Genomic DNA, 14,720 nt, shown 5'->3' with positions numbered 1-14,720 from the left:
TCCGCTATGATAAAAACGCAGCAATTGACGATTGGATGGGAGTGGAAACGATGGCGAAAGTGATCCTAAAACGGAAACGGAAAAAACGACTTGAGCAAGGGCACCCATGGATTTTTCAAAGTGAAGTCGACCGCATCGAAGGCGATGTAGCGCCGGGCGACTTCGTTGACATTTACAATCATCAAGGGTATTGGCTGGCGAAAGGATATATCAACCCTGCTTCGCAAATCATCGTCCGCGTCTTGACACAAAACCCAAACGATGAACTCGATGAGCGCTTTTTCATCGACCGCATCCGTCAGGCGTGGGCGTACCGTGAACGGATGATTCCCGGCGTTCGCTCCTGCCGCGCCGTCTATGGCGAGGCCGACTTTTTGCCCGGATTGATCGTCGACAAATATGAAGATGTGCTGGTTGTGCAAATTTTGGCGCTCGGCATGGAAAAACGGAAAGACTGGATCTTGCGCGGCTTGCTTGACGTGTTTGCCCCAAGGGCCATTTATTTGCGCAACGATGTATCTGTTCGGGAGCTTGAGGGTCTCAAACAAGAAAAAGGCTTTTGGTACGGGGAATCGGAAACTGAAATCGAAATTGAGGAAAACGGCGTGAAATACATCGTCGATATTGAGAACGGGCAAAAAACGGGCTTTTTCTTCGACCAACGGCAAAACCGCGCTGCCCTTCGTCCGCTCATCGGTCCGGAGACGACGGTGCTCGACTGCTTCACCCATACCGGCTCCTTTATGCTGAACGCTTGTCTGTATGGAGCAAAACATGCTACTGCCGTCGATATTTCTGAACATGCCATCGAGACCGCGAAACGGAACGCTGCGTTAAACGGATTCACGAACGTTGAATTTGTCGTCGCCAACGCCTTCGACTATTTGCGCGAGTCGGTGCGCGCTGGCAAACAGTGGGATGTCGTCATCATCGACCCGCCGGCGTTCGCGAAATCGGCCCATGCCGTCCCGAAGGCGCTGCGCGGCTATAAAGACATTAACTTAAACGGTTTGAAGCTTGTCAAAGACGGCGGCTTTTTCGTCACATCAAGCTGCTCGTACCACGTCCGCCCGCACCTATTTCAAGAGATGATTGCTGATGCGGCATTTGACGCGAAAAAAGTGCTTCGTCAAGTATATTGGAACGGCGCCGGCTACGACCACCCGAAACTCCTTGCCGCGGAAGAAGGCGACTACTTAAAATTCGCCATTTACGAAGTGTATTCCCGGCGGTGACGAGCCGCGCTCAAAGGCCGTTTCGATGCGCCGCTGGGCAGAAAAAACGCCTAGGGGCTATCCCTAAGCGTTTTTTCGTTCCCTGGGGCGAAGCGATTGTTTTTTGTGCAAAACCGACAAATAGACAAGCATCGAAAGGAGCACCGAACCGCTAGCAGCTAAATAAATGCTCGGATAACCGAACCAATGGCTGATTTGCCCAAACACCATCGCCCCGACGCCGACCCCTAAATCAAAAAATGAGAAAAATGTCGCGTTCGCCATTCCCTTGCGGTGGGCAGGAGCCCGCTCGACCGACCACGCCTGCAGCCCCGGCTGCACCATGCCAAAGCCGAAACCGTACAGCACCGCCGCCAAAAGCAACGCCCATTCTCCCGGCAGCCAAGCGAGAAGAAGCATCGCCAACAAAATCAGCCCCGCGCCAGGGAGAAAAACGGCCCGATGCCCTTTTCGGTCATACAACTGGCCAGCGAACGTTCGCGTCACCATCAAGGCAAGCGCATAAAGCAAAAAGTACAGCTGCAGGCCACCGATCTGTTTTTGCGCCGTATACAGAGGCAAGAACGAGGCGATGCCGCCGAACGTCACCGTCAAGAAAAACAACAATACCGACGGAGTCAAGGCACTTTTTTCGTACAAATCCCATTTATTCATTCCTTTGCCATGCACGGCTTCCGCTTTTTTATACGTAATCGCGGCGGCAAACAGCACCGAAGCCACTCCAAGCGCTGCACAAATGGCAAACAGATGGCTAAACGAAATCATGGCGGCAAGCACAAGTCCAAGGGACGGACCAAACGCCAAGGCGATATTCCCAGACAGCCCGTAATAGCCCATCCCTTCCCCGCGTCGGCTCGCTGGAATGATGTCCGTCGCTACCGTTCCGGATGCGGTTGTCGAAAACCCCCAGCCGATTCCTTGGACGATCCGCATCAAAAAGAGAAGGAAAATGCTTGAGATCAAGCTGTAGGAGCCGACAGAAATGACGAAAATGAGAAGCCCTAATAAAAACACAAACCGGCGCCCTTTCGTCTCAAGCGCATGGCCGGCGAACGGACGGACGATGAGCGCCGAAAACGTAAACACGCCGACGACAACGCCAATCAGCTGATCGTTGCCGCCCAAATGCTCGACAAACAGCGGAATGGTCGGCAGCGTCATTTGAAACCCAAGAAACACAAAAAAATTAGCCAAACAAATCAAAACGAAATCTTTCGTCCATATTTTTTCTTTTTGTTCTTCAATAAGCGGCTGCTGCTCCGCTCCCATACCGATCCCCCTTGCGAACTATGTATTTCGTGTCCCTTAATATTTGTTAGTATAACATAATCATATGCCGCCATTTAAGCAAAATGCTATTTCATTGTTCTCCCGGCAGGATGACGACAAAACGGCCGCCCAGCCGACAGGGTTCCCGGTGTTGTTTGCGCAGCATCATCCTTCCATTGTGCGTAAGAAAAAAGCCGCCGAAGAATCGGCAGCCTTTACCATCCTTTTCGTTTGCGCAACGACGTAATTTGCGCGGTATGATGTTTCCCATGCCATGCATACAACGCGGTCAATACATACAGAGGCATCTCACCAACCGCCCCTTCCGGCCGAACGGTTCGGTGAAAATCTGCTTCCGTCATCGATTCAAGCAACGCCGTCCATCGCGCATGCAGCCCGTCAAGCATTAAAAGCGACGGTTCAATGGGCAACGAGCGGGCATCAACTGTTTTCGCCCATTCGCTTTCTGCAAACGACTTCACCGTCGGGCCGTCTTCCGTCATCCCCCATTTCGTGCGCAAAAACGCATTCATGCTTGCATCAGCCAAATGATGGACGACTTGGGCGACCGTCCAGCCGCCGGCGCGGTACGGCGTGTTCAGCTGTTCATCGTTCAAGCCGGAAACAGCGGTTCTTAAGGCATTCGGCAACTCGCGCACAGCGGCGATCCATTCTTGCACTTCCTCGGAGCGAAACCGCTCCGGCGCTTGAAACGTTCCGATCGGGTAGCGAATCGGATCGACCGTTGCCATGTTGATCATCTCCCTTCCGTATTCATTCATTCCACACGGAAAGGCCAATTCCTTCTTATTCTTTCCAGATGTATACGCGCGCCTCGTACGGCTTCAACTTAAAGCGCGTTGCGTTTTGATGCGGACGAACCGGGTAGTTCGAGAGCGCCAAATCGCTTGACTGAAGGCGGAAGCCGTCATAGTGGTAAAACGAAGGTCGATCGGATACATTGACAATGACAAGCGCCCGATCGCAGCCGAGCGTTCTTGTGTACGCATAAATGGATGGGTGGTTTTCCAAAAGCAGATCGTACGTTCCGTAAATAAACAGCTCGTTCGCTTTCCGAAGCTGAATCATTTTCCGATAAAACGACCACACCGAGTTCGGGTCGCGCCGTTCGGCCTCGACATTGATCGTACGATAATTTTCGTTCACTTTGATCCATGGCGTACCTGTCGTGAATCCAGCGTTCGGGGCATCAGACCATTGCATCGGGGTGCGCGAGTTGTCGCGCCCGGTTTTCCAAATGATCTTCATCACTTCCTCATGCGTCCGGCCGTTCGCCCGTTCGAGCTCATACAGACGCAAGGCAGCGACATCGCGGTAGTCGCGAATGTCGGAAAATTGCACGTTCGTCATCCCGATCTCCTGCCCTTGGTAAATGAACGGCGTCCCTTGCATGAAAAAGTAGAGCGCCCCGAGCGCCTTCGCGCTTTCCGTCCAATACTCGCGGTCGTTTCCCCATGTCGACACCGATCGAGGCAAGTCGTGGTTTTCCAAAAAGAGCGCGTTCCACCCACGGTTTTCCAATCCTTTTTGCCATTTCGTCAACGTCCGCTTCAACCGGCGGACATCGATCGAACCATCCGCTCGCCTTTTCCATAGCCCTAAATGCTCGAACTGAAAAATCATATGAAATACGCCGTTTTCTTCTCCGACCCATTGTTCGGCCTCATCAACCGTTACTCCATTCGCCTCGCCAACCGTCACAATGTCATACCGCGCAAACGTTTGCTCTTTCAACTCTCGCAAATACTCCATAATCCCCGGCTGGTTCATATGGGCGGCAAACGACGGCACATACTTCAACCCTTTCGGATTCGGAAGATCAGGAAGGCCTGGCTTTTTCTTAATATGGGAAATCGCGTCGATGCGGAATCCATCGATGCCTTTATCCAGCCACCAGTTGACCATCTCGTACAACGCCTGGCGCACTTCGTGGTTTTCCCAGTTCAAATCGGGCTGTTTCACATCAAAAATATGCAAATAGTACTGTCCTGTCTGCTCGTCATACTGCCATGCCGAGCCGCCAAAAATGCTTTCCCAGTTGTTCGGCTCGCGCCCATCCTTGCCGTCGCGCCAAATGTACCAGTCGCGCTTTGGATTGTCCCGCGATGAACGCGATTCAATAAACCACGGATGCTCATCACTCGTATGGTTGATGACCAAATCCAAAATGATTTTCAACCCGCGCCGATGCGCTTCAGCAAGCAATTCATCGAAGTCGTCCATCGTTCCAAACTCGTCCATAATGGCATAATAGTCGCTGATGTCATATCCATTATCGGCGTTCGGCGATCGGTAAATCGGACAAATCCAAACGATGTCAACCCCTAGTTCTACCAAATAATCCAATTTTTCTCTGATGCCACGAAGATCGCCAATGCCGTCGCCATTCGCGTCCATGAAACTACGCGGATAAATTTGGTAGGCGACGCCCTCTTTCCACCACGCTTTTTTCACCGCAGTTCCTCCTCTGTGCACACGTTTTCACTATTAACTGTACACTATATTGGTGCGGCAAACAACTTCTCTTTTTCTCAAAAAAACAGCCGTCTGGCGGAGCTGCACGCTCCTGCCAAACGGCTGGGATGGATCAACTTGTTGCGCGGCCCGCTTCATAAATTTTTAAATTGTGATACACCGCCTCAAGCAGCGGAGCCTCGATGCCGCACCGCTTCGCCAACGTCAACAAATACCCTTGTAGATGGTCGGCTTCGATGAGTTGCCCTTTTTCCATATCACGCTGCATGGACGATTTCATCGTCGGGGCGATTTGCTCCAGCTGAGCACGCTGCCGTTCAGCCATTTCATCCGTCAACGGCGCCCCATGTGCCTGAATGATCGTTTTGATTTCTCGAAACAGCCGATCGATGATGACGCTCCCGTACTCGCCGGAACGAATCGGCCCGATCGGGGCGCGGAACAGCGTCGTCACGCCCGACATCGTCGCAATGAACAAATATTTATTCCACATATCAGCGGCAATTTGTTCACTTAGGCGAAAACGAGCATTGGCGCCGGCAAACAGCGATTCGAGCAACTCGACTCGTTCAGTCCGTCCTGCAGGCCATTCGCCGAAACGCACCTCATGCACCGGGCTCGTTTGGATGATCTCCCCTCTCTCGTTTAGCGTCGTTTCGATAAAGCAAAGCCCGCCTAAGACATTCTCTCGGCCGAACGCTCCCCACAACGCATCCATATGAGCCATGCCATTTAGCAGCGGCAAAATCATCGTTTCCTTGCCGACATATCGTTTGGCGTCGGCGATGGCACCGTCTAAATGGTACGCTTTGCTTGAGAACAAAACGAGATCAAACGGCTCGGCCGATTCGCCAGCAACAAGCAATTTCGGCGCCAATACCGCATCACCATGGACGCTGTGGATGACAAGTCCGTATCTCTCCAATTCCTGTTTTCTCCGCTCGCGGACAAGAAACGTTACGTCCACCCCTTTTTCAAGGAGACGGCCGCCGAAATACCCACCGACCGCTCCCGCTCCGACAAACAGAACGCGCATCGTATGTACCGCTCCCTTCTCCACTGAGGGTTGATCCAACGCTCCCAACGTTTTTCGCAAAAACCATGCCGCCAACCGAACATTTTCCCTAGCGATGATGAACAAGAAGAAAAAAGGAAGAAGGGGACGCGCCCCTCCTTCCTTCCCGGCCGCTAGCAGCAACGCGACACTTTGCCGCCTTTGGCATTGTAGCGCGCCTCTTGCGCCTCGCAGAAAAACTCTTTCCGCGACTTGATCGGCTCGCCAGGATGATGGGTTTTCATATGCTCCACATATTTTTCATAACTCGGCACGCCGACAAGCAAGTCAAGAAACTGTCGGCGATAAGCCAAAACGTTTTGCAGCCATTTAGGCATAGTGCTTCGCTCCCTCTCCATTGCGCGGCACATACGGCGCTTCCTTGAGCGGCACATGTTTGTTTTGCAACACTTTGATCCAGATGTTCAACGCCGAGATCAACATCGCAATAACAACGAGCATGAAAATCGCGCACAATGTCGCATCAATGTAGTCGTTCATAATAATTTGCCGCATTTGCGCCTCATTCGTTGCCGGCGCTAAAATTTTGCCTTGGCTCAAGCTGTCTTGGAACAGTTTCGCATGCGACAAGAAACCAATTTTGACATTTTCATGGAACAGTTTTTGATACCCGGCCGTCAGCGTGACGACAAGCAGCCACGTCGTCGGCACGAGCGTCACCCAGACATACGCTTTTTTCCCCATTTTGAACAGCACCGTCGTAGCAAACAGCAAGGCGATGCCAGCCAACATTTGGTTGGCGATGCCAAACAGCGGCCATAGCGTGTTGATGCCGCCGAGTGGGTCGACGACACCTTGGTACAGGAAGTAACCCCATGCCAGTACGCAAAGGGTCGTAGCGATCAAGTTCGAGACAAGCGAATCCGTTTTGCCGAGCGGTTTGTAGAAGGTACCCATAATGTCTTGGATCATGAAACGGCCGACGCGCGTGCCGGCGTCAATGGTCGTCAAGATGAACAGCGCTTCAAACAGAATGGCAAAGTGATACCAGAACGCCATAAGCGCCTTGCCGCCGATGACGCTTGATAAAATGTGCGCCATCCCGATCGCCAACGTCGGCGCCCCGCCCGTGCGCGACAACACCGTTTGCTCGCCGACGTCTTTCGCCAGCTGCGCAAGCATATCCGGCGTGACGGTGAAGCCCCATGACGATACCACTTTTGCCGCCTGCGCCACATCGGTTCCGATGACAGCCGCCGGGCTGTTGATGGCAAAATACGCCCCTGGCGTCAAGACGCAAGCCGCCACCATCGCCATGACAGCGACGAACGACTCCATCAGCATCGCACCGTAGCCGATCGGCCGCGCATGGCTTTCAAGCTCAATCATCTTCGGCGTTGTGCCGGATGAAACGAGCGAGTGGAATCCAGACACCGCGCCGCAAGCGATCGTAATGAACAAGAACGGGAACAGATTGCCGGCAAACACCGGCCCAGTGCCATCGATAAATTTCGTCACCGCCGGCATTTGCAAGTCCGGCATGACGACGAAAATGCCAAGCGCCAGTCCGACGATCGTGCCGATTTTCAAGAACGTGCTCAAATAGTCGCGCGGCGCCAACAACAGCCATACCGGCAGCGCCGAAGCGACAAAGCCATAAATGATCATTAAGATGGCGATCGTTTCCCCTTTTAGCGTAAACATCGCCGAGAGCGTCGGGTGCTCCGCGACATATTGCCCGACCACGATCGACAAAATCAACAGCACAAATCCTCCAAGCGACGCTTCAGCAACGCGCCCCGGACGGATGAAGCGCATGTAAATGCCCATCAAAATCGCAATCGGAATCGTCGCGGCGATCGTAAACATCCCCCACGGGCTTCCGATAAGCGCTTTCACAACGACGAGCGCCAACACAGCCAATAAAATAATCATAATGCCCAAAATACCAAGCGCTGCGATAAAGCCCGTCACCGGACCCATTTCCTCTTTAATCATCTCGCCGAGCGACTTCCCGTTGCGGCGCATCGAAGCAAACAAAATCACAAAGTCTTGCACCGCTCCGCCGAGCACAACGCCGATCACAATCCAAAGCGTCCCCGGCAAATACCCCATCTGCGCGGCCAAAATCGGCCCGACAAGCGGTCCAGCGCCGGCGATGGCGGCGAAGTGATGCCCGAACAACACCCATTTGTTTGTCGGAACATAGTCTTTTCCGTCATTGAACACTTCCGCCGGCGTTTTCCGGTTATCATCAAGACCAAACACGTTGCGGGCGATAAACCGGCTGTAAAATCGATAGGCGACCGCATAGGTGCAGACGGCAGCGACGATCAACCACATGGCGTTGACCGACTCGCCGCGGCTTAAAGCCAAAATGGCAAACGCTGCGGCCCCAAGGACGGAAATCAGGCCCCATAACAAAATCGATTTTAGCCCTTTCACACGGCTTCCTCCTTTTTGATTTGTCAAAATTCTTTACGCTATTATTATATTCATTATTCTAAAAAATTTAAAGTATTTTTTCATCTTCAGCTAATGTATGGTTTGGTTCGATAGGGAGGTTTTTCTGCATTCCTATTTCACAAAAGTATAAAACAAGTCTTTGGCGCAAAAAATGTAATTGCACCCATCGGCTTAACCAGCAACTGACCAATGAAGCACCCATCGATTGTCCCCAGCTCCATCTGACGGTGCAACGGACGAAGCAACGATCAACTAATATTATCTCAGTAAAGGGTTCGAGAAGGTGAAGGCGATCGAAGCGTTGTTATGGAGCATTGCTTTGCCTGGATTTGGGCAACTGTTGAACAAAAAATATATAAAGGGAATTTTGTTTATCGCGTTGGAATTTGTGATTAACACCCAATCCCGATTCAATGAAGCCATCCGCCTCAGCTTTTTGGGACGTACGGATGAGGCCGCCCGCATTGTCGATATCGGATGGCTGATGTTTTATCCATGTTTATACTTTTTTGCCATGTGGGATGCGTTTAAAGACGCTGGCGGCGGGCGAACGCCGTACTCATTTTTGCCGTTTGTCGTCTCCGCCTACTTTGTGACGGTCGGCTTGATGTATTCATCGCACGTGACGATCGGCAGCGTGTTGTTAGGGCCGATTTGGCTGCCGATCTTATGTGTCATCCCCGGGCTTTCCATTGGGTGGCTGCTGCAATTTCTGCTGCTGAAATGGAAATAGCCATCCACTTAGCGATGGCTCCCACTACAAAAGCCGCCAATTATTCATTGGCGGCTTTCGGTTGCGGCTCTTTGGCGCTTTTTCGTTTTCTCATCTCTCCCGCCGCAATGACAACCACAACAACGAGCAGCTCAAATCCATACTTCACGACAGGGTTAGCAAAATACGCCTTTAAAAACGGCTCATCGACAATCATTTTCGCCGCCGTCCAGGCGAGGACGCCCGCTCCGATCGTAATGATGATCGGGAAACGCTCGATCCATTTTAAAATGAGCGTACTGCCCCACACCATGATCGGAACGGAGATGAGCAACCCGAGAACAACAAGGAAAAAACTTCCATGCGCCGCACCAGCGACCGCCAATACGTTGTCCAGCCCCATCAACGCATCGGCAATAATGATCGTGCGGATCGCCTCCCATAAACTTCCCCCAGCTTCGACATCGTCGTGGCTCTTTCCCTCGATCAACAGCTTATAGGCAATCCAGACAAGCAACACGCCACCGACAAGCAAGAGGCCCGGAATTTTCAGCAGCCAGACGACGAAGATCGTCGCCAACGCCCGAATGACAACGGCGCCGACCGTCCCCCAGACAACGGCCTTTTTTTGCTGGTGTTTAGGTAAGTTGCGGGCCGCAAGTCCGATGACAATCGCATTATCCCCTGCCAACAAAAGATCAATAATGACGATCGACAGCAACGCCGTCCAAAACTCTGCTGACAACAGATCCATGGAGGAATCCCCCTTTACAGATTATATTTTTCTTTTAATGAAATCGGAGCCATCTTCATGATTTGCTGCAAAATAAATAGGAAGACGGCCAAATCATCGATCAAACCAAACAACGCAAGCCAATCGGGAATGAGGTCAAGCGGCAGCGCTATATACAAAAGCAGCAAACCGACGGAAAACAATTTTTTTCGCCTTGGCACTTCATGTGAAACGAAAAATTCGAACAAAAACGGAAGAAAGCGCCGGACATGAATGATGAAGCGGAGCCGTTTCCACCATTTGTGCATGCCATCCCCTCCACTTTTTGTTCTTTTGAAACCGAACCTATCTTCCTTTACGATTATCTTCCCCCCTTTTGTTTCATGAAATGAAAGAAGGCCCTTACCATCCTTGGTAAAGGCCTCCATAAATAAAATAGACCTTTACCAACATCGGTAAAGGTCTCGCTAACAACGTCGCCGTTGCCAACAAAGCCGAGGGTGTGCACCCTGAACTGACGACTTTGCTGTTAAAGCTACTCCCCTTTAACAAAACGATATCGCTTTGTTCAACTTTATCATATTCAATGTTGATACGCCCTGTCAATCCATTTGTGCCGAAGCATCACACAAAAAAGGCGATGTTTCCACGCCGATCAAGAGCCAACATGGTGTTGCACGTTTGACGTCTCCCATTTTTCGCCTTACTGCCCAGCGGTGAATTTCAGCCCTATGATCCCAACGAGGATCAACACTAAAAAGGCGATCCGCGGCGCGTTAACAGGCTCATGTAAAAACAGCATGCCGATGACGACCGCCCCGAGCGCTCCGATTCCCGTCCATACCGCGTAGGCAGTGCCGATGGGCAATGTTTTGGTGGCCATCGATAAAAAGTAAAAGCTGGCGACCATCCCTAAAACGGTGACGACAGAAGGCCAAAGGCGAGTAAACCCCGCCGTATATTTCAGCGCAATGGCCCAAACAACTTCAAATACGCCGGCGACAACTAAGTATATCCACGCCATGTTCCATTCCTCCTTTCGAAAAAGAAAAAAGCCGTGAGAAATATCAACATGATACTCCTCCTGGGCTTTTGTCCCTCCGTGCACGCGGCGATGCCGCGCGTTTTCTCTCGGTCGCAGGCCGGCCGCAAAGCAGCCGCGGAACCCTAGAAAACCTGTTTCTTCGTTTTTCCGCTGTTATTGTACCATGTTTGTGGCCAATCGGCTACTGATTTGACCATCGTGCCGCCCGCACAGCAAGAAAGCAGATGGGACATTCCCACCTGCCTCATACGGGATCGTTATCAACATCGCTGTACGACTCAATCGCTTGATCGAGCGCCCGATAGGCTTCAGCGAAAGCGTTCGTCGCCGATTCATCTCCCGCCTCGGCAAGCTCCATTCGCGCATTGCGCGCGTGAGTCACCGCACGGATGACATCCTCAATCATTTGTCGTTTTTCTCCGGCGTTCGCTTTCAACTGTGCAAGCTCATGGAGCGCCCCGTCCAGGCTTGTCGAGCGCGGTTCGCCAAACGCCTGCTCGAGCTGTTCCTTTACCCGTTGCAACACTTCTTTCATGATCACCCATCCTTTCTTCACGTCTTGTCATCCGCTAGTGTGGGCGATTGGCGGCAAACTATGCATTGCTAAGACGCTGGCATTGTGTTTATTCATTTACGTGCACATCTCTCCAACCAGCCCAAAACGCGGCGATGATCGACAGGGCGACGATGATCGCCGCCGCACATGACCCAAAAGCTTGCCTCCCCTTTCCGTCCCGTATTCCTTTGATGGACCCTTTATGGCGGCAAACAAAAAAAGCAGGATGTCCCTGCCTTTCGTCATCACAAATATTTTCGATGCACCGTCTTCCCGTCATACGTAAACAACATCGGCTTTTCCTCGACGACCGTCTCCATATGGACCGGACGGCCCCACAACTGATAAATGTATGGGAGCACTTTTTCTAAATACTTCAGATCGAGTTCAATCCCTTCATACCAATGTTTTAAATACAACTCTCCGTTGCGCATATAATCGCCGTCATTGACCGTGATATACGGGAATCCGCCGTTGACCCGCATGCTGACGAGTTGGTCGCGGATATGCTCCCAGTTTTTGTCGACGATTTTATATTCTTTTCCTTGTTTCTGGAACAAATACATATCTTCGCGCATGACGAGCTCTTTCGTCAAATAGTTGCGCAGAAACGAAATGTCCGACTCCAGTTCGCGAACTTCAAAAATTTTCGCCCGCCCCGACCCCGGCTTGACGCCGTATTTTTTCATCTCTTCGGTCGGGTTGTTCCAACGCTCTTCAATGTCTTCGAAAATTTTCAACCCCAAATAGTAGGGGTTAATGCCCGTGCGCGACGGCTGCACGACGTTGGCGTTCAGTTTCGCAAATTCAATCGCCTCATCGCTCGTCAAATCCATCTCGCGCAAAATGCGCTGATGCCAATACGTCGCCCAGCCTTCGTTCATGATTTTCGTCTCGAGTTGGGGCCAAAAATAAAGCATTTCCTCACGCATCATCGTTAAAATGTCGCGCTGCCAGTCCTCAAGCTCACGGCTGTATTCTTCAATGAACAACAGCACATCTTTTTCCGGCTGCGGCGGGAATTTGCGCCGTTTTTTTCGCGGCGGCGTTTTCAGCTTGTTTCGCTCGTCGAGCGACCATAAATCATCGTACGGCGTCGATGTCTTCGGAGGCTCTTCCTCTTCGTACACTTCCGTATCTTCCCACGTCCATGACAGCTTCGGCCGCAGGAGCGAGGGGTCGATATGCTCTTGAATAGCCAAGACAGCATCCAAAAATTTTTCCACTTCCAATTTTCCGTATTGATGTTCATAATGCTTGATCCGCTCTGCTGTTGCCGCCATGCTTTCCACCATATCGCGCTTCGTGTTGCTGAAGCGGACGTTGTTTTTGAAAAAGTCGCTGTGCGCCAACACATGGGCGACGATCAGTTTATTTTGGATCAGCGTATTCGTATCAAGCAAAAATGCGTAGCAAGGATCCGAATTGATGACGAGTTCGTAAATTTTGCTTAGCCCTAAATCATAATGGAGCTTCATTTTGTAAAACTGTTTCCCAAAGCTCCAGTGGGAAAATCGCGTCGGCATTCCATAGGCGCCAAACGTATAAAGAATGTCCGCCGGGCAAATTTCATAACGCATTGGATAAAAATCAAGGCCAAATCCTTCGGCAATTTCCGTAATCTCCGCAATGGCCCGTTCCAGCTCTTTCAGCTCGTCCTGCCGCATCACAATCCCCCCTTTTCTCCTTTATCACAATGTATGAGGGAAAGGACATTTTGATACGTTCAATCACCGACGCTTTCCCATCTTGCGTCGCCTCCCATTTCCATTCGGCGTTGAATGGATTATAATGATAATGATTTGGACACGACATCGCAGCAAAGCGTGGTGATCATTTGCAACATTATTTGCATCATCTTATCGAACACTTCGGCTACATCGGCATTATGGTCGCGCTGATGCTTGGCATCATCGGGCTGCCGATTCCGGACGAACTGCTGTTGACCTATGCCGGCTATCGCATCTCAACCGGCGCTTTTTCGTATCCACTCGCCTTTCTTGCGTGCTGGATCGGCGCCATAGCGGGCATTTCGCTTAGCTACGTTCTCGGGATTACGCTCGGGCTGCCGTTTTTGCATAAATTCGGTCCCAAGCTCCATCTTACGGAGAAGCGGCTCGAGCAAACGAAAGCGCTGTTTGCGAAACTCGGCCCAGCGGTATTGTTCATTTGCTATTTCATCCCCGGCGTTCGGCATCTCGCCGCCTTTTGGGCCGGCATGAACGCCTACAGTTGGAGAAAATTTGCTTTGTTCGCTTACAGCGGGGCCATGATGTGGGTCGCTGTCTTTTTGACGATCGGCGCCTATTTCGAAAGCCGCTGGATGGCCGTCAAGCAGTACATCCATGCCTACCGCCCATTCTTATTTCCTGCCTTTCTAGCCGTTCTCAGTTTCGCCATCTTCTATTGGTACATCCAACAAAAACGAAAAACACCGGAATAATCACCGGTGTTTTTTATTTCGTTACGTGCGCCATACATTCTCGCGCGGGCCGCGATGGTACGTTTCCGTCAGCAATCCCATAAACAAGCCGAATCCAAATATCACCATCGACGCCCCCATAATTCCCAAGCTGACGATCGTCAAGAAAAAGTCTTTGTTGTAAGCGTTTGCGATAAAACTAAGCAAAAACAGTGCAACTCCGACAATCAATCCCACTGACGCCATCCATTTGCACATGTTGATCATTTCTTGCCCTTCATGCCGTTTGTTCATTCTCATCATCCCCTTATTTTGAGGATACTATCCTTGTCACAAAATTGCAACATTTATTTTTCCTTTTTCGCTTTCCTTTCGGTTATAATTTATATTTTGCCTTCTGTCGCAACATTTACAGGGCAACAAAACGCCCTGCCGTCATACACTAACAGTGACTCCTTCTCGATAAAGGAGGCATGCCGCTTGAACACCGTCGACTATGATAAGGCGCTCTATTACACGCATCGCTCCGAATGGGACAATTTGCTCATTTTAATGGTGCGTACACCTGATGATATTTTATCGAAAAAAATTGAAAAATTTCTCCACGCTTACAATTTTGAGCACGACTACTCCGTCATTCAGGAACGGCTGCACGCTTTGCTGCGCTACATCGATCATGCGCTGGAAGTGAGCGAACAAAAAATGGGAGTCGAGCAGTACGTGCAGTTTTACTCGTAAAATAAACGGGGAATTGGCATCATCCAATTCCCC

Annotated in this window: 16 protein-coding genes, 1 pseudogene and 1 riboswitch; of the genes and pseudogenes, 4 read left to right on the top strand and 13 right to left on the bottom strand. The window is 51.1% G+C overall.

The genetic code is table 11. The annotated features are described in order from the left end of the window. The first annotated feature begins 50 nt into the window (after positions 1 to 50). On the top strand, positions 51 to 1,235 hold the full coding sequence (locus ETC05_RS09810; RefSeq protein ID WP_031405509.1) for a class I SAM-dependent rRNA methyltransferase: 1,185 nt from the start codon (positions 51 to 53) through the stop codon (positions 1,233 to 1,235). A gap of 63 nt (positions 1,236 to 1,298) precedes the next feature. On the opposite strand, the gene ETC05_RS09805 is transcribed toward ETC05_RS09810, so the two are convergent. From ETC05_RS09805 to ETC05_RS09780, 6 genes are all read right to left on the bottom strand, one after another. After that, positions 1,299 to 2,504: an MFS transporter gene (locus ETC05_RS09805; protein WP_171660908.1), complete on the bottom strand. Its 1,206-nt coding sequence runs from the start codon at positions 2,502 to 2,504 to the stop codon at positions 1,299 to 1,301. Positions 2,505 to 2,719: 215 nt separating this feature from the next. Continuing rightward, entirely contained in the window at positions 2,720 to 3,256 is a 537-nt protein-coding gene (locus ETC05_RS09800) for a YfiT family bacillithiol transferase (RefSeq protein ID WP_031405513.1), read from the bottom strand. A gap of 55 nt (positions 3,257 to 3,311) precedes the next feature. After that, positions 3,312 to 4,979: a glycoside hydrolase family 13 protein gene (locus ETC05_RS09795; RefSeq protein WP_171660907.1), complete on the bottom strand. Its 1,668-nt coding sequence runs from the start codon at positions 4,977 to 4,979 to the stop codon at positions 3,312 to 3,314. A gap of 133 nt (positions 4,980 to 5,112) precedes the next feature. Further along, positions 5,113 to 6,036 (bottom strand): ketopantoate reductase family protein, encoded by a 924-nt coding sequence (locus ETC05_RS09790; protein ID WP_171660957.1) that lies wholly within the window; start codon positions 6,034 to 6,036, stop codon positions 5,113 to 5,115. Between the two features lie 152 nt (positions 6,037 to 6,188). Further along, positions 6,189 to 6,392: a YbdD/YjiX family protein gene (locus ETC05_RS09785; RefSeq protein ID WP_011230117.1), complete on the bottom strand. Its 204-nt coding sequence runs from the start codon at positions 6,390 to 6,392 to the stop codon at positions 6,189 to 6,191. After that, a complete protein-coding gene (locus tag ETC05_RS09780) occupies positions 6,385 to 8,460 on the bottom strand; it encodes a carbon starvation CstA family protein (RefSeq protein WP_171660906.1) in 2,076 nt (691 codons plus the stop codon). Before ETC05_RS09780 ends, ETC05_RS09785 begins: the two co-directional genes overlap by 8 nt. A 304-nt stretch (positions 8,461 to 8,764) precedes the next feature. Between ETC05_RS09780 and ETC05_RS09775 the strand changes: the two genes are divergently transcribed. Continuing rightward, positions 8,765 to 9,214 carry a hypothetical protein gene (locus ETC05_RS09775; protein ID WP_171660905.1) on the top strand — a complete coding sequence of 150 codons (450 nt, stop codon included), beginning with the start codon at positions 8,765 to 8,767 and terminating at the stop codon, positions 9,212 to 9,214. Positions 9,215 to 9,254: 40 nt separating this feature from the next. Here the strand turns inward: ETC05_RS09775 and ETC05_RS09770 are convergent, their stop codons facing one another. The 6 genes and pseudogenes from ETC05_RS09770 to ETC05_RS09750 all read right to left on the bottom strand — a co-directional run bounded on the left by ETC05_RS09770 (position 9,255) and on the right by ETC05_RS09750 (position 13,194). Further along, positions 9,255 to 9,947: a TerC family protein gene (locus ETC05_RS09770; RefSeq protein ID WP_171660904.1), complete on the bottom strand. Its 693-nt coding sequence runs from the start codon at positions 9,945 to 9,947 to the stop codon at positions 9,255 to 9,257. Between the two features lie 14 nt (positions 9,948 to 9,961). Beyond that, on the bottom strand, positions 9,962 to 10,234 hold the full coding sequence (locus ETC05_RS09765) for a YkvA family protein (RefSeq protein WP_171660903.1): 273 nt from the start codon (positions 10,232 to 10,234) through the stop codon (positions 9,962 to 9,964). Positions 10,235 to 10,629: 395 nt separating this feature from the next. Further along, the gene (gene sugE, locus ETC05_RS09760; protein WP_031405526.1) at positions 10,630 to 10,950 is read right to left on the bottom strand and encodes a quaternary ammonium compound efflux SMR transporter SugE; all 321 of its coding nucleotides are present in this window, start codon (positions 10,948 to 10,950) and stop codon (positions 10,630 to 10,632) included. A gap of 55 nt (positions 10,951 to 11,005) precedes the next feature. Continuing rightward, positions 11,006 to 11,108, bottom strand: a riboswitch (guanidine-I (ykkC/yxkD leader). Between the two features lie 107 nt (positions 11,109 to 11,215). Beyond that, entirely contained in the window at positions 11,216 to 11,506 is a 291-nt protein-coding gene (locus tag ETC05_RS09755) for a hypothetical protein (protein ID WP_171660956.1), read from the bottom strand. Positions 11,507 to 11,594: 88 nt separating this feature from the next. Continuing rightward, positions 11,595 to 11,672, bottom strand: a pseudogene (locus tag ETC05_RS18300) (cytochrome bd oxidase small subunit CydS); the annotation flags it as partial. 100 nt (positions 11,673 to 11,772) lie between these two features. Beyond that, positions 11,773 to 13,194, bottom strand: a complete 1,422-nt coding sequence (locus tag ETC05_RS09750; RefSeq protein WP_013523016.1) for a SpoVR family protein — start codon at positions 13,192 to 13,194, stop codon at positions 11,773 to 11,775. Positions 13,195 to 13,364: 170 nt separating this feature from the next. Between ETC05_RS09750 and ETC05_RS09745 the strand changes: the two genes are divergently transcribed. After that, positions 13,365 to 13,970 carry a DedA family protein gene (locus ETC05_RS09745; RefSeq protein WP_031405531.1) on the top strand — a complete coding sequence of 202 codons (606 nt, stop codon included), beginning with the start codon at positions 13,365 to 13,367 and terminating at the stop codon, positions 13,968 to 13,970. Positions 13,971 to 13,991: 21 nt separating this feature from the next. Here the strand turns inward: ETC05_RS09745 and ETC05_RS09740 are convergent, their stop codons facing one another. Beyond that, the gene (locus ETC05_RS09740; protein WP_031405533.1) at positions 13,992 to 14,249 is read right to left on the bottom strand and encodes a hypothetical protein; all 258 of its coding nucleotides are present in this window, start codon (positions 14,247 to 14,249) and stop codon (positions 13,992 to 13,994) included. Positions 14,250 to 14,429: 180 nt separating this feature from the next. Here ETC05_RS09740 and ETC05_RS09735 point away from each other — a divergent pair, with 180 nt between their 5' ends. Continuing rightward, positions 14,430 to 14,687, top strand: a complete 258-nt coding sequence (locus ETC05_RS09735; RefSeq protein ID WP_031405535.1) for a YhdB family protein — start codon at positions 14,430 to 14,432, stop codon at positions 14,685 to 14,687. The last annotated feature ends 33 nt before the right edge of the window (positions 14,688 to 14,720 follow it).

The organism is Geobacillus sp. BMUD, assembly GCF_013096845.1.
Lineage (GTDB): Bacteria > Bacillota > Bacilli > Bacillales > Anoxybacillaceae > Geobacillus > Geobacillus vulcani.
This window is presented reverse-complemented; position numbering and strand designations above follow the sequence as displayed.

Bases quoted from the DNA above. Each gene is read 5' to 3' on its own strand.
- ETC05_RS09810 (WP_031405509.1), top strand. From the start codon at position 51: ATGGCGAAAGTGATCCTAAAACGGAAACGGAAAAAACGACTTGAGCAA.
- ETC05_RS09805 (WP_171660908.1), bottom strand. From the start codon at position 2,504: ATGGGAGCGGAGCAGCAGCCGCTTATTGAAGAACAAAAAGAAAAAATA.
- ETC05_RS09800 (WP_031405513.1), bottom strand. From the start codon at position 3,256: ATGGCAACGGTCGATCCGATTCGCTACCCGATCGGAACGTTTCAAGCG.
- ETC05_RS09790 (WP_171660957.1), bottom strand. From the start codon at position 6,036: ATGCGCGTTCTGTTTGTCGGAGCGGGAGCGGTCGGTGGGTATTTCGGC.
- ETC05_RS09785 (WP_011230117.1), bottom strand. From the start codon at position 6,392: ATGCCTAAATGGCTGCAAAACGTTTTGGCTTATCGCCGACAGTTTCTT.
- ETC05_RS09770 (WP_171660904.1), bottom strand. From the start codon at position 9,947: ATGGATCTGTTGTCAGCAGAGTTTTGGACGGCGTTGCTGTCGATCGTC.
- ETC05_RS09765 (WP_171660903.1), bottom strand. From the start codon at position 10,234: ATGCACAAATGGTGGAAACGGCTCCGCTTCATCATTCATGTCCGGCGC.
- sugE (WP_031405526.1), bottom strand. From the start codon at position 10,950: ATGGCGTGGATATACTTAGTTGTCGCCGGCGTATTTGAAGTTGTTTGG.
- ETC05_RS09755 (WP_171660956.1), bottom strand. From the start codon at position 11,506: ATGAAAGAAGTGTTGCAACGGGTAAAGGAACAGCTCGAGCAGGCGTTT.
- ETC05_RS09750 (WP_013523016.1), bottom strand. From the start codon at position 13,194: ATGCGGCAGGACGAGCTGAAAGAGCTGGAACGGGCCATTGCGGAGATT.
- ETC05_RS09740 (WP_031405533.1), bottom strand. From the start codon at position 14,249: ATGAGAATGAACAAACGGCATGAAGGGCAAGAAATGATCAACATGTGC.